The 14,567-nt window shown below is 35.0% G+C and carries 14 protein-coding genes; 12 read left to right on the forward strand and 2 right to left on the reverse strand.

What is annotated here, in order from left to right:
* The first annotated feature begins 303 nt into the window (after positions 1–303).
* Together ABFR62_04155 and ABFR62_04160 are read left to right on the forward strand one after the other, a co-directional pair.
* On the forward strand, positions 304–1,962 hold the full coding sequence (locus ABFR62_04155; protein MEN8137605.1) for a LysM peptidoglycan-binding domain-containing protein: 1,659 nt from the start codon (positions 304–306) through the stop codon (positions 1,960–1,962).
* Positions 1,963–2,181: 219 nt separating this feature from the next.
* The gene (locus ABFR62_04160; GenBank protein ID MEN8137606.1) at positions 2,182–3,192 is read left to right on the forward strand and encodes a DUF4837 family protein; all 1,011 of its coding nucleotides are present in this window, start codon (positions 2,182–2,184) and stop codon (positions 3,190–3,192) included.
* Positions 3,193–3,353: 161 nt separating this feature from the next.
* Here ABFR62_04160 and ABFR62_04165 read toward each other — a convergent pair whose 3' ends face one another.
* Together ABFR62_04165 and ABFR62_04170 are read right to left on the reverse strand one after the other, a co-directional pair.
* The gene (locus ABFR62_04165; GenBank protein MEN8137607.1) at positions 3,354–5,165 is read right to left on the reverse strand and encodes a GNAT family N-acyltransferase; all 1,812 of its coding nucleotides are present in this window, start codon (positions 5,163–5,165) and stop codon (positions 3,354–3,356) included.
* A gap of 178 nt (positions 5,166–5,343) precedes the next feature.
* Positions 5,344–6,588, reverse strand: a complete 1,245-nt coding sequence (locus ABFR62_04170) for an aspartate kinase (GenBank protein ID MEN8137608.1) — start codon at positions 6,586–6,588, stop codon at positions 5,344–5,346.
* Between the two features lie 231 nt (positions 6,589–6,819).
* Here ABFR62_04170 and fbp point away from each other — a divergent pair, with 231 nt between their 5' ends.
* From fbp to ABFR62_04220, 10 genes are all read left to right on the forward strand, one after another.
* Positions 6,820–7,821 (forward strand): class 1 fructose-bisphosphatase, encoded by a 1,002-nt coding sequence (gene fbp / locus ABFR62_04175; protein ID MEN8137609.1) that lies wholly within the window; start codon positions 6,820–6,822, stop codon positions 7,819–7,821.
* Positions 7,822–8,057: 236 nt separating this feature from the next.
* Entirely contained in the window at positions 8,058–8,444 is a 387-nt protein-coding gene (locus ABFR62_04180; protein MEN8137610.1) for a hypothetical protein, read from the forward strand.
* Between the two features lie 48 nt (positions 8,445–8,492).
* Positions 8,493–9,368: a DUF5777 family beta-barrel protein gene (locus ABFR62_04185; protein ID MEN8137611.1), complete on the forward strand. Its 876-nt coding sequence runs from the start codon at positions 8,493–8,495 to the stop codon at positions 9,366–9,368.
* 40 nt (positions 9,369–9,408) lie between these two features.
* A complete protein-coding gene (locus ABFR62_04190) occupies positions 9,409–9,963 on the forward strand; it encodes a YceI family protein (protein MEN8137612.1) in 555 nt (184 codons plus the stop codon).
* A 6-nt stretch (positions 9,964–9,969) separates the two neighbouring features.
* Positions 9,970–10,398 carry a hypothetical protein gene (locus ABFR62_04195; protein MEN8137613.1) on the forward strand — a complete coding sequence of 143 codons (429 nt, stop codon included), beginning with the start codon at positions 9,970–9,972 and terminating at the stop codon, positions 10,396–10,398.
* Positions 10,399–10,508: 110 nt separating this feature from the next.
* On the forward strand, positions 10,509–11,024 hold the full coding sequence (locus ABFR62_04200) for a hypothetical protein (GenBank protein ID MEN8137614.1): 516 nt from the start codon (positions 10,509–10,511) through the stop codon (positions 11,022–11,024).
* 230 nt (positions 11,025–11,254) lie between these two features.
* The gene (locus ABFR62_04205; protein ID MEN8137615.1) at positions 11,255–11,863 is read left to right on the forward strand and encodes a tetratricopeptide repeat protein; all 609 of its coding nucleotides are present in this window, start codon (positions 11,255–11,257) and stop codon (positions 11,861–11,863) included.
* Between the two features lie 59 nt (positions 11,864–11,922).
* Complete coding sequence (locus tag ABFR62_04210) at positions 11,923–12,288, forward strand: septal ring lytic transglycosylase RlpA family protein (GenBank protein ID MEN8137616.1); 366 nt, start codon at positions 11,923–11,925, stop codon at positions 12,286–12,288.
* 487 nt (positions 12,289–12,775) lie between these two features.
* Positions 12,776–13,435, forward strand: a complete 660-nt coding sequence (locus ABFR62_04215) for a hypothetical protein (protein MEN8137617.1) — start codon at positions 12,776–12,778, stop codon at positions 13,433–13,435.
* 177 nt (positions 13,436–13,612) lie between these two features.
* Positions 13,613–14,314 (forward strand): hypothetical protein, encoded by a 702-nt coding sequence (locus tag ABFR62_04220; protein ID MEN8137618.1) that lies wholly within the window; start codon positions 13,613–13,615, stop codon positions 14,312–14,314.
* Positions 14,315–14,567: the final 253 nt, after the last annotated feature.

Raw genomic sequence — 14,567 nt, forward strand, 5'->3', positions numbered from 1 at the left:
TTTCGTGTTGTTGAATATTGTTATACGAATTCTTTAATAATAAACGTTCTTTATTGAGATAAAGAATGTGTTTAAGTTTAATACTAATAGTATTCTTAATAATTTGATAAATATGATGATCATTGAGTTTTAACATAGTCCGTTATTTGGTGTAACTCATTCATTATTCATACTTTTGCCAGCAATTTCGGAAAATATTTAGATGAAATATTCATGAGTACAGTTATGATTTGTCATTGGAGTAGCTGTATATAATTTACTATCTAATGAAGCATATAATTATTAACAATTGAAGAAATTACCGTGAAGAAGGAAAGGTTTAATTATAAATTGATCAGAAAATATTCTGTATTGGCTCTATTGGCTTTAGGTTCTTGCTCTACTTTAAAGAACCCTGAACCTGTTGCCCATAATAGGTCATCTAATACGGAAAATAAAAAAGTTGAAGCTGTTCAGGTTTTAGAGGATACAGTATCTGCTGATTTAACAGAACTTGGAGGTAACTTTTATAAAGATAATTCTCTGTCTGATTCTATTTGGGAAAAGGATGAAGCTTTATTACTGAAGGGACTCAACAATGATGAATATATATCAGCGGTTGACAGTACCTGGATGAACCAGCTTTATCAGGCAGGGATTTTTAAAGCTGACAACGGAGGAAAAAATCATAAAACGAGGGTGATACATGTAGATGACAGCATTATTAAAAACAGATTGAAAGATCTGAATACTATGACTCCTTTGGATTTGGATTATAATCCTGTTGTTAAAAACTACATCAACACATACTTATACAAGCGATCCTCACAGATGGAGAGGATGATGGGACTGGCTGAGTATTATTATCCGATGTTTGAAGAAGTTTTGGATAAGTACAATATTCCTTTAGAGTTAAAACACCTTGCCATAGTTGAATCTGCACTTAATCCACGGGCTAAGTCACGTGTTGGAGCAAGTGGTTTATGGCAGTTTATGTACGGTACGGGTAAGATGTACGGACTGAAAGTAAGTTCATATGTTGATGAAAGGTATGATCCTTTGAGATCTACAGAAGCTGCTGCTAAACTGATGAGCAATTTGTACAAAATGTTTGGCGACTGGAATTTGGTTTTAGCTGCTTATAATTCAGGACCGGGAAATGTAAAGAAAGCTATCAGGCGTTCAGGGGGCTATAGAAATTACTGGTATATTCGTCCTTACCTGCCTCGTGAAACACGTGGTTATGTGCCGGCTTTTATAGCAGTGAACTATGTTATGTATTATGGGGCTGAGCACAATTTAAAAGTTGTAACACCAAAAGTGTCATATTATCAGACAGACACTATTGTAGTAAAAGAAAAAATTACTCTTGATCAGGTTTCAACACAGATTAACATGCCTGCTTCTGAGTTGGAGTTCTTGAACCCGGCCTATAAAAACAAAATTATCCCTCATATTGCAAATAAACAGTATAAGCTTGTGTTGCCGGTTTCTAAGATGGATGATTTTGTAAGTAAAGAAGACTCCATATATGCCTTTGCTGCCAGAGAGAATGAGAAGCAAGTGCAGAAAATGCCTAAATACTATGAGGCCAACGATATGATAAGATATCGTGTTAGAAGAGGCGATTTCTTAGGCTCAATTGCTAAGAGGTACAGTGTAAGTGTAAAAGATATAAAGCGATGGAACAGACTGAGAAGTAACAACATTGGAGTAGGACAAAGACTTACAATTTACCCTCGAAATTTTAATGCTCCGGTTGCTTCATCTTCGAAAGGCAGTAAAAAGTCAGTTGGCTCTGGAAAGAAACTCGACTTAAAAAATGGTTATGAGCTATATACCGTAAAATCGGGAGATAACCTGTGGATGATAGCAAGAAAATACCCCGGAGTAAGTGCTAAAAATATACAGTCGTGGAATGGTATTAGGAATTCGAAAGGATTGAAACCAGGCATGAAGTTAAAGATTGCCAAAAAAGGTTAATACAATTTACAAAGTATAGATTCTATTATTAAGAAGGTCTGAAATATATAGAAATAAAAAGTATGCCACTAGTTCCTTAATCATCAATAGTGATTCTGAATTAGTGGTTTTTTCATTCTTAATTTTATAGTCTGAATCAATATCTTTGAAGTTTGTCGGCTATAGTTTAATTTTGGTCTGATATTTGATACAATTGTTATTATTGATAATACATAGAAAATGAATATACGAAAATTATTATTTGCTGTAATTGCATTATTTCTTTTATCATCCTGTAGTGATTCTTCTGAAGGTGATAAAAAAGAAGATAGAATTTTACCATCATCAAGTGGTAAGATAAATGAGATGGTGGTTGTTATGAAGCACGACCTGTGGAAAGGTAAGGTTGGAAATGAAGTTAGATCTATATTTGGACAGGAGATTGACGGACTGCCACAACCGGAACCACTTTATCGTGTAGCACACGTTGCTCCATCTGACTTCAATAGTGTATTTAAAGCTGCCAGGAACATAATAATTGTTGAGCTAAAAGAAAGTGATAAAGCAAGTTTAAGCATTAACAGTAAAGTGTATGCCCAACCGCAAATAATTGAAAAATTGTCGGCAAACAATGAAGAAACATTAATAAAAGCTTTAAGAAAGTATAAAGAAGAACTGGTAGATTCGTTCCATAAACAGGATATTAAAAGTGTTCAACAACGCTTTAAAAGAATTGCCCACTATGATATACCTAATATTGAGGAAAAGGGTATTTCACTGATACTTCCCAAAAGTTATTCAAAAGTGGAGGTTGCTGATAATTTCTGGTGGTATAGAAGCGACATTAAGGAAGGGAAACATTATCCTACATTAAACTTCATGCTTTATATTACTCCTCTTAATTCAGATCTGGATTTATCAGGACAAAGTATTGTGGCCATAAGAGATTCTATTGCCAGGAAATACGTAGGAGGAGCCATAGATGGTTCATATATGCAAACCGAATCACGTCCCGAATATGCGCCCATAATGAAAAATGTAATAGTCGATGATAAAGTGGCAATAGAAACACGTGGACTTTGGATGGTAGAAGGTGATTTTATGGGAGGACCTTTTATAAATTATACAATTTTTGATGAAGTTAACAAGCGTATCATTACCGCTGAAGGATTTGTATATGCTGCAGGGACTAAGAAAAGAAATTATATTTTTGAGATGGAAGCAATAATAAAAAGTTTGAAATTGAAATAATTGCGGATTATCATTTATAAAAAAACACTTCAATTTCGATCGAAATTGAAGTGTTTTTTATTGAAATAATTACAGTAATCCACAGTTATTCGACTGCTTATCAGTTTAAGCTCTTAAACTTTTTACCGAAAAAGTATTATTTTCTTACCGGACTCAGGCTGTTATATAACATCTTCTTTTTCCGATGCTTTCTTTTCCAGTTCAGCCTGGAACTCTTCTAATACCGGGCGAACAGTGCTCTCCGGAAGGTTTGCTATTTCTATGTACATCAAGCCGTCAATAGCATCGTTGAATTTAGGATCAACATTAAATGCGATAATTTTAGCATTCTGTTTCACGTACTTTTTCATCAATACCGGAAGACGTAAACTACCCGGTTCAATATCATCAATTATCTTGTCGAATTTATTTAAATCGGCCTTACTTGCATCGAAGACAAAGTCTTTATCTGCATCTTTTAATTTAACCTTATATTCTTTCTTAGGTCTTATAAACTGAGCAATGAAAGGATCGTAATAATGAGATTTCATAAACTCTATCATCAGTGATTTTGAGAAATTAGAAAACTGATTACTTATACTTACTCCTCCTATAAGGTATTTGTATTCGGGGTAACGAATGGTCATATTTACTATAGCTTTCCAAAGCAGGAAAAGTGGCATTGGTTTCTGCTGATATTCTTTAATAATAAAAGCACGTCCCATTTCTATAGACTGTGACATCATCTTGTAGAGTTCAGGTTCAAAACGGAAAAGTTCGTTAATATAAAAACCATCTATACCGTACTTATTATAAATATCAATTCCCATCCCCATTCTATAGGCACCTGCTATGACCTGGTTCTCAGAGTCCCATAGAAACAAATGATGATAGTATTCATCGTATTTGTCCAAGTCGATTTCGTTATTTGTACCTTCTCCAACCTCTCTAAAAGTGATCTCGCGTAATCTCCCTATCTCAGTTATAATATTCGGAATATTTCTTGCATCAGTTAAGAAGACTTCATAATTCTTACTTTCGATAATTCGCTTATCATCTTTTCTAAGATTGTCAACTTCATTAATAATATCATTTTGGGGTACTGGTATTATTATCTTCTTTGGAGTCTTTGGAAAAGAGAATTTAGGGATGTATTTTTCCTTTTTTGGTATTTTAAATGTATTGGCAAGAATATATGTTTTTTGTCTCAGGAAATTGCTAAAGCTGTCAATGTTAGAGTGTTCTGCCTGTTCTTTTACAGTTATGGCTTTCCCAATACGAACTTTTATCAAACGTGTTTTCTGACTTAATACTTCAGAAGGTAATTTTGCTGTTCGTAATGTTCCACTAAGTGCAGACAAGAAATAAAACAATTTACTGTTCTTTGCGTGGAAATAAATAGGAACAACCGGTACTTTAAGTTTCTGAATTAGTTTAACAGCCCCTTCTTCCCATTCCTTGTCAGAAATAGATTTTTCTTCTTTTTTGAAAGTAGAAACTTCACCTGCCGGGAATATTCCCAAAGGATGACCACTTTTTATATGCATTATGGACTCTTTAATTCCATTTACACTTGACTTGGAGTCCTTATGCTCCTCAAACGGGTTTACGGGAACCACCATATCTTTCATGGGTTCTATTTTCTGTAAAAGAAAATTTCCCATTACCTTGAAGTCACTTCTTTTTTCCAGTAATAATTTTAGTAGTAAAATGCCGTCTAAGGCACCTAGCGGGTGATTAGAAATTGTAATAAATGCGCCGTCATTCGGAATTCGTTTGAGATCATCTTCATGAATTTCAAACTTAATTCCAAAATCATTTAACAGGTTGTCAAGAAATTCTACATCTTTATATTGTATATTTTTAATATAAACCTCATCTATCTTGTCGAGTTTCAATAGCTTAAACAAGCTATAAGCAATACCTCTACCCACAAAACCAAATTTGTCCAGTTTTATAGCTTTTGAAATTTCATCGATATTAATTAACCCCATTCGACATAAAAAATTAGTTGAAAACTGACAAATATAATAATTTATGCTACATAGTAAGTCTACTATGTAGTGTACGGAGACTAATATTTTTGAATGCTTATAATATCTAATTAAATGCGTAAAATATTGATGTAATGAAAATGTGATTGTCGTAGGGTTATATCATTATGATAGAGATCTATTTTATAATATACTGTGCTGTTTCCCTACTAAATTGTTTCATCAGAATAGTTTTTCCCTCTTCAAATTTCAACAAACTGTCATCATTATAATGGCGAATAGTATAGAGTTTTACACCGGTATTATATTTGAGCCTGTATTTGCTTTTTAATGAGCTCAAAAATAAATCGAATTTACTGAATGGGTCTTCAACCGATAAAGTAAAGCTGATTGCAGAATTTTGGATCAAATTTATTTTGAGTCTGTATTCCGAGATTAATGCAAATATCTCACTTATGTTTTCTTCAACAATAAATGAGAAGTCCAAAGCAGAAATAGACAGTAGAATTTGATTTTGCTTGATTATATAGCAGGGAGTCATTGGCTCCATTGGAGCTCCCTTTGTAATAATTGTACCATCTGATTTACTGTCGAAAAAACTTTTTACGAAAAGAGGTATTTCTTTGTGCTGTAAGGGTTGTATTGTCTTTGGATGAATTACGGAAGCTCCGTAATATGACAATTCAATAGCCTCACGGAAAGAAATATGTTTCAACAGTGTGGTACTTTCAAAGTAACGGGGATCGGCATTCAATATTCCGTCCACGTCTTTCCATACCGTTACGCTGTTGGCATTCATGCAGTATGCCAGAATTGCAGCACTATAATCAGATCCTTCAAGGCCTAATGTAGTAGTGAAGTTGTTTTCATCGGAGGCAATAAAGCCTTGTGTAATCGTGATGGTGTTCGACGAAATTTCTTCTTTAGATTTCACTAAGGTTGTTTTCCAGTCAACTTTTGCATCCCTGTAGCTGCTGTCTGTTTTTATTATATTTCTTGTATCGCGCCATGAGTTAGTTATACCTATGTGATTTAGGTAATTACTAATAATACTTGAAGACAGCATCTCTCCCAGGTATACTATCTGGTCGTATATAAATGATTTTTTTGGTGATTTATTATGTTCCAAAAACGTATATAGTTCATTTTCAAGACTCTTTATAGTGTTGAAAACGGGGTGATTTTCCGTGTCGAATAAATTATGACAAATGCTTGTGTGATATTGAAAAATAGAATGAATGTGATTATTAGTGTCTTCTGACTTTGAGATATATAACTCAACTACTTTCTCAAGAGCTTTAGTGGTTTTTCCCATGGCGGAAACAACAACGATAAGGTTGTTTTCGTTTCTAATTATTTCGGACAGGTTAATCACTCCTTCAGAATCCTTTACAGATGCTCCACCAAATTTATAGACTTTCATTTGATATATTTTCGTTAATGGATAATCGATATTTAAAAAATCGAGTCAAAAATAATCCATTTTTAACTACAATTCAGAAAGCTGACAGTTTCTTTTTTTTGGTGTTGTTAAAACACTTAACGCATAAATACTAACTGTATACAGGTTATTGATATACACTGATGTTTTGAGCTTAATAGTGCTTAATTAACGATATTTGTAACACAACAACTAACAACAAAATATTTTTTTATGAGTAACAATTCAACCATTGGTGAATTTATTATCGAATCGCAAACCCACTTTAAGTACACAAGTGGTGAACTTTCAAGACTTTTGAGCTCTATTCGGTTAGCTGCTAAAGTTGTAAACAGGGAAGTAAATAAGGCCGGACTTGTTGATATTCTGGGTGCCGAGGGCAATGAGAATATTCAGGGAGAAGAGCAGCAAAAGCTCGATGTTTTTGCAAACGAAAAATTTATTAAGGCACTTACAAATAGGGAAGTAGTTTGTGGTATTGCATCGGAGGAAAACGATGATTTTATCAGAATTGAGAATGGAGATAATATTAAGTCGAAGTATGTGGTTTTGATGGATCCGCTCGATGGCTCTTCGAATATAGATGTTAATGTATCGGTAGGGTCGATATTCTCAATTTACCGTAGGATATCAGAACCCGGAACACCTGTTACTTTGGAAGATTTTCTACAGCCCGGAAGAGAACAGGTTGCAGCCGGGTATGTTTTATACGGATCATCAACCATGATGGTTTATACTACCGGACACGGTGTAAACGGTTTTACTTTCGATCCTTCAATAGGATCCTTCTACCTTTCGCATCAGGGTATGAAAACACCTGAATCCGGTAAAATTTACTCAATAAACGAAGGAAACTATGTTCACTTTCCGCAGGGGGTAAAAGATTACATTAAATATTGTCAGGAAGAAAAAGAAGACCGGCCTTATACATCGAGGTATATAGGTTCCTTAGTGTCGGATTTTCACAGGAATATGATTAAGGGAGGAATATTTATTTACCCAACGAGTACAAAGACTCCAAAAGGGAAATTAAGACTTCTTTACGAGTGTAACCCTATGGCATTTCTTGCCGAACAATCGGGAGGAGTTGCTACAGATGGTTTTCAAAGAATAATGGACATAAAACCAACAGAACTTCATCAAAGAGTGCCGTTTTTTGTAGGCTCAAAAGTTATGGTAGAAAAGGCAATGGAGTTTATGAAGAAGTATGAATAAACACTGCCCTAATCCTTTTTTACCTTAAAAAATTAACGGTTTTTCTATTAAAGAGGCTGTTTTCTATATTGACAAATATAGGAGATGGCCTTTTTTTATGCGATTATTTTTGATAAAGTTCATTAAATACAATGAGCTGGAAAAAGATTTATAATACTGTAAGGATTCATTAGTTCCTCCGACTAAACTTCCAACAGTGCCCGAAAGGGGCTTTTTATAAATGTAAAATTTCTACTATGAAATCTGTCTTCAATTTGATTACCGTATTGTCTATGTCATTTTATTTTTCAGGATGTGTTTACAATAACGAAGAGTTGTTGTATGAGGACGATCTATCCGGGAATTGTGATACCAAAAGCATAAGCTATTCTGAAACTATTAAACCAATTATTACTGCAAATTGTTACAGTTGCCATTCAGTTAATAATGCCGACAGTTTTGGTTCGGGAATTGACCTTGAGACCTATAATAATTTAATTATAACAATAAGCAACGGGACCTTTATTGGTACAATAACACACAGCCCCGGATATAAACCTATGCCCTTGGGTGGCGAACAACTGAATGATTGTAGTATTGAAAAAATAAATACCTGGGTAAATAGCGGAGCTGTGAATAATTGACTTACGCACTTATAAATTAATGTTGATCGAAACATAAAATTTAAACTTATGAAGAAAGTATTTTTTATACTCGTTCTCCTGATCCCGCTTCTTTCCTTTGGGCAGGATCAGAATTTGGATGAGTTAATGGAAAGAGAGACCGGAAATGAAAAAAGTTATGAAAGTGCTGTATTCAAAGCTACCAGAGTAATCAATGGGCATTCGGTGGAGCAAATGAAAGCTAAGCACCTGGATTTTCGTATTTCGCATCGTTTCGGGGAATTGAACGGTGGAGCCTATGAGTTATTCGGGCTCGATCAGGCCACAATTCACCTCAGTTTTGAGTACGGAATAAATGACTGGCTGATGGTGGGATTGGGACGTAGTAACCTTCAAAAAACATACGATGGCTTTGTAAAGTTGAAACTGCTAAAGCAAACTGCCGGATCAAATAGTATCCCGGTCTTTTTATCTTACATGGGGTCAACTGAGCTTATTTCAACAAAGTGGGCAGATCCGGAAAGAGATAACCTGTTTTCATCAAGATTGACTTATGTGCATCAGTTACTGATTGCCAGAAAATTTAACGAGAGACTGAGTCTGCAGTTATCTCCAACCCTTGTCCATAAAAATCTTACCCCCACTGAGAGTGACCCCAACGACCTTTTTTCGATTGGTGTTAGTGGCCGTTACAAGATTAGTAAAAGGGTATCCCTAAATGCGGAATATTTTTACACATTTCGTCCTGAGGATGCTTCAGTAGATTACAAAAATGCTCTTTCAATAGGGGTTGACATTGAAACCGGAGGACATGTATTTCAAATTATGCTGACCAATGCACAGGCTATGCGGGAAGGAGGTTTTATATGGGGTACTAATAACCACAACTGGTCTGATGGAGGAATTCATTTAGGCTTCAATATATCGAGAGTATTCGCCTTTTGATTATAATAAATACAGTTATTAATATAAAATCACATTAGTTATGAAGAAGCTGACAATACTGATTTTTACAACCATTATTCATATCGGTTTATTCGGTCAGGATATATATTTCACAAAAACCGGAACAGTAGTTTTTGATTCTTCCACCCCTTTGGAAACAATCCATGCCGAAAACAAACAGGTAACTTCTTTCTTAAAAACAAGCAATGGAGAGCTCAACTTTGCAGCCCTTATAAAATCGTTCCGGTTTAAGAATGCTTTGATGGAAGAACATTTTAATGAGAACTTTATTGAATCGAGCCGTTTTCCGAAAGCAGTTTTTAAAGGAAAGATAGTTAACTGGCCGGAGATGGATCTGTCTGTAGAGGAAGAGCAGGAAGCCGATGTAGAGGGAGATCTTACCCTCCATGGTGTAACCAGAAAAATTGAAGCAAAGGCAATATTGCTGCCTAATAATGGTAAAATTTCAGGTACATCCGAATTTATTGTCTCTGCTGAGGATTTCGGGATAGAGATTCCGGCTGTGGTTCGGGATAAAATCGCCAGGGAAGTACGGGTTATAATTAATATTAATTACGAACCATATAAAAAATAACAACGCATGAAACGTATATACAAGATTTTGTTGGCATTGGTAATCCCGGTCATTTTAGTGGGCATTGGGGCTTACTGGTATACCTTTATGCAGCCTCACAAGAATCTGCTAAAGGTTGAACCTGAATTTGAAATAGGCGCAGAAAATTTCTTCACCGAGTTCTCTGATGATGAAACAACATCTAATGCGAAATATCTGGGGAAAGTTGTAGAAATAACCGGGAAAGTTGTTGAGTTGAATAAGGAGAACAATCAAACTGTAATTGTACTGAAAGATGAGTTATTCGGAGTTAGCACATATCTCGATGAAAATTTTTGTAAAGAATATCCCGAAATATTGGAAACGGTCAAGGTTGGAGACACTGTTACCCTTCGCGGGCAATGCGACGGCATGCTAAGTGATGTGGTAGTCAGCAGGGCAGTTATCATTCAATAAATTATACTTTGAGCCGGGAAGAATTATCAAACTAACTTAAATTTTTTCAAGTTTTTTTGTAAGGTTCAAAAAGTATAACGACAAACTATTGTAATCAAAATTTTATAAAGATGAAAAAATCGTTTTTTTATGCAGCTTTGGTTGGTTTGTCAATCATGGTATCGTTACAATCCTGTAGTAAGGATGAAGAAGAGCCGGAGAAATCTGAATTTATAGCAGACGACAATTCCTTCGCAGATTTCATGAGTTGGTCGCTCGAGGCCGAACATCTGGGACCGGATCCGGCATTAGGAACTGCGCACGGTGGAAATGATGAAACTGTTGTCCGTAAAGTTTATTATAAAAACGGACAGAATCCTGTTAATGGAGAATATCCGGTAGGAACAATCATTGTAAAACATTCAAGTAATCCCGATCTTTCGCTAAATGAATTTACCGCAATGGTAAAAAGAGGAAATGACTTTAATACAGGAGGAGGAGATTGGGAGTGGTTCATGCTAAATGAAGATGGAACTATCGCAACTGATCCTTCATCGGGAATGAAAATGCGGGGTGCTGACCTTATGAACGGGATGTGCCTTTCGTGTCATTCGGCTGCCACTACCGATTATTCTTTTACCAAATAACACAATTAATTATCAAACCCCGTCTCGGCTTATCCGAGACCAAATATCATTAATATGGGGATTTCAGCTTTTAGCTAATGGCCATTATTTTTTGGTCATTAGCTTTTGGTGAAATGAAAAACATCTAGCCCTCTCCAAGACTGACTGCTTTATTGATGACAAATAAAAAAAATAACTCTGAATTTGAATTATATATGTAACTTGTACCCCTGCTAATTGATAATTAAATTATGAAATATCTGTATTCTATTATATTGCTTACTCTTTCAGTTAGTTCCTTTGCACAATCGTCTGATAAAGCTGCATTTAATTCTCAAAGTAATATTACAATTGAAAAACATATTGAGAATAACATGCGATATCCGATGATTGCGTATTGTAATGGGGTTCAGGGATATATACATATTTCTTTTAGGTTAAATCAAGAGGGAGAAATCATTGAGACAAAATTAGAAAGGCGTGTTTATGAACTAATGGATTTAGAGGCAATTCGATTAGTTAAATCTACTGAAGGAATGTGGGTTTTAGAACAAGCTAACAGTCAACATGAATCTGATAAAGTAGTAGTAAAAGTTAAGTTTAAACTTGATGAGCACCCGGAAGCTAAGAAGCTACTTAAATCATACAAAAAAGCTGATAAATATTTAAAAAAGGGAAAATACAAAGAAGCAGCAGCACTGTTTAATTTAATACTTGAAAATAATCCATTTGATTACGATGTCCAATATAAACTAGCTCAATGTTATTTCAATATGAACATGAAAACTGAAGCATGTAAACTGTTGGAAGATAATAAATACTCAAAGGCTGTTAAGCTAAAAGAAACAAAATGTAAATAACGCATTACATAAATATCAACCCTGCCTTACCAGACTCGTTACCAACAAAAGACTATTAGATGATTAATTTAAAAATATTTTTATTTTCCGCTTTATTATTAATCGTTTCCCAACAGGGTTTTTCACAAACTGCCGAAGTTGGGATGGCTTCTTTTTACAGCGATAAACTGCATGGAAAAAGTACCGCGAGCGGAGAACCTTATGATAAAATAAAAATGACGGCTGCGCATCGCACACTCCCGTTTAATACTAAAATCAGAGTTACTAATCTCGATAACAACAAATCTGTAATAGTAACAGTGAATGACCGTGGACCTTTTGTAAAAGGCAGGATTGTTGACGTTTCGAGAGCAGCTGCTGTTAAGCTCGGTTTTATTAATAAAGGCCTTACCAAAGTTAAGCTGGAAGTTTTAGAAGATGATTGAGCTTAATGAAAAAAGAGGTCTGTATTAAGTAATGGGTTATAATATATGCTAAATCCTTCGAGTAGGGTATGTTTAAAACCGTTGGAATATTACGTCCGGTGTAAGACTCCGTTTACAGGCTATACCCATTAAATATTTTTTTGTATATTCACCATTGAATTTATACAAATTTGCTTGAAGCGATTACCCAAAGAGTTGTAAAAGCGATGAAAGAAAGGAAGCAGCAGAGATAAAACACCAAGCAACTGATATGTAACCGGAAGCAGTAGAAATGTAACCGGAAGCAGTAGAAATGCAACCTGAAGCAGCTGAAATGTAACCTGAAGCAGCTGAAATGTAACCGGAAGCAACGGAAATGTAACCGGAAGCAGCAGGAATGTAACCGGAAGCAAAAGGTAAGCACCTTGAAGCAATACACTAAAGATTAAAAGTAATTAATAAACGACCTTTAACAGGGGCGATATGTTTAATTTAATTATAGTGTAATATGGCAACAAGACCAAAATTATCAGAAGCAGAAACTCTGGAGCAATACAGAGTTTCGTTAGAAAATGTTGAAAAACAGTCAGAAATTGCCGGTATCATGTCAGAGTTTGGATATGATGTTGGTGCTATTGCGGAAGGCAAAGATTTGCTTATGAAGACCCGCGAAGCATATGATTTTAACAAAACAGAAGATGATGAAACATCGGTAGCATATTATAGCTTTGCTACAAAAAGGCACGAGTTGGCCGAAACATATTTATTGCACAGGAAAAAGGCTAAAGTTGTTTTTTATAAAGACTACATAACATCCGATAAACTTTCTATCTCAGGTATCTTGCCACGAACATACTTAAAGTGGCTTGAAACAGCAAAGAGATTTTATTCAGTAGCAATGCTTGATACGGATGTTCAGGAAAAGCTGGCAAGATTAAAATTTGCCACTGAAGATCTGACTTTAGGTAGGAACCTGATAATCGATTTGGAAGCGGCAAGAGCAAAATACCTAAGAGAAAAAGGTGAATCGCAGGCAGCTACAAATGAAAAAGACAAAGCATTTGGTATAATCGATGATTGGATGAGGGAATTTTATGCCGTAGCAAAGATTGCAATGGATGATAAACCTCAATTATTAGAATCATTGGGCAAATTTGTAAGAGGTTAAAGATAATAAATGCCCCTTTATTTCAGGCAGGCCTGACGGAGATAACACTCTTATAATGGCCTGCCTGTACAATTTTACTGAAAGAAAAAGTATAGATTTGAACGGCAGTAACAGATAGAAATAATCAGTAATACTTTACTATCTTAAATTAAGAAACATTACATAAAATTTATCGCCATGAACCTTACAAAAACATTAAGAAGACAAGGTTACGACCTGATAGACGGGCCGGTTAGAAACCACAATCTTTTACAGCTTTGGCTTAAAAGACCGTTTAACAAAGCGCAGCTTTATTACTCAAATATCGATCACGCTTTCAGTAGTGATGTGCAATTAAACGAAATTGAAAATGCCAGTTTAAAAGTGGATTCCAATACCAAAAATGAATTTGCATTCAATATAGGGATTTCTGTTCTCGGGGAAATACTTAAATCCCTAGGATTAGGTGCTTTTGATATCTCTAACGAAATAAAATCCGGAAAAAAAGTAACAATTAGTTACGACAATTCAGTAACAAAAGAAGTTCCTATAGGCGAAATTCATAATTATCTGTCGAATGCCGATTTTAGGCATCCCAACGGAACACTTCTAAAAAATGCAAACCGGAATAATATTCTGATAATCTCCGGGGTTTTATTTGCCAAAAATCTCGTAGTGGAAATCGAAACCGATTTTTCATTAGATAATGAAACCGTAGTGAAGCTTAACGAAATTTCCGGGGGCAAACTTGATTTCTCAATTAAAAGTGCTAAAAAAATAAAAATGGAGTCGGGTGGCAATACTCTTTTTCCAATTGCGGTAAAAGCCGACAAAATAGATTTCGACAGAGGACAGTTCGCTAATACCAATCTGGTAACCGATAACAGAAGATTGTTTTGATTTTACTAATGGTCTAAAATTATTTGAAGTTGTATTATTTTTTATGTGTTAACACATAAAAAAATACTTTTTTTACGCTATATATATGTCGGAATTAACGAAATTTACCTTCATATATAATAGTTAATTTTGAAAAATGAAATCAAAACACAGCGGCGCAAAATATTCAGCAATTGTTGGAATAGGGGATAAATTATCCCGATTAGAGAGGGAAACAGGAGAAAAGTATCTTCGCTTAAATCGGGGAGTACCG

This window comes from Bacteroidota bacterium, assembly GCA_039714315.1.
In the GTDB taxonomy this organism is placed as follows: Bacteria; Bacteroidota; Bacteroidia; order Flavobacteriales; family JADGDT01; genus JADGDT01.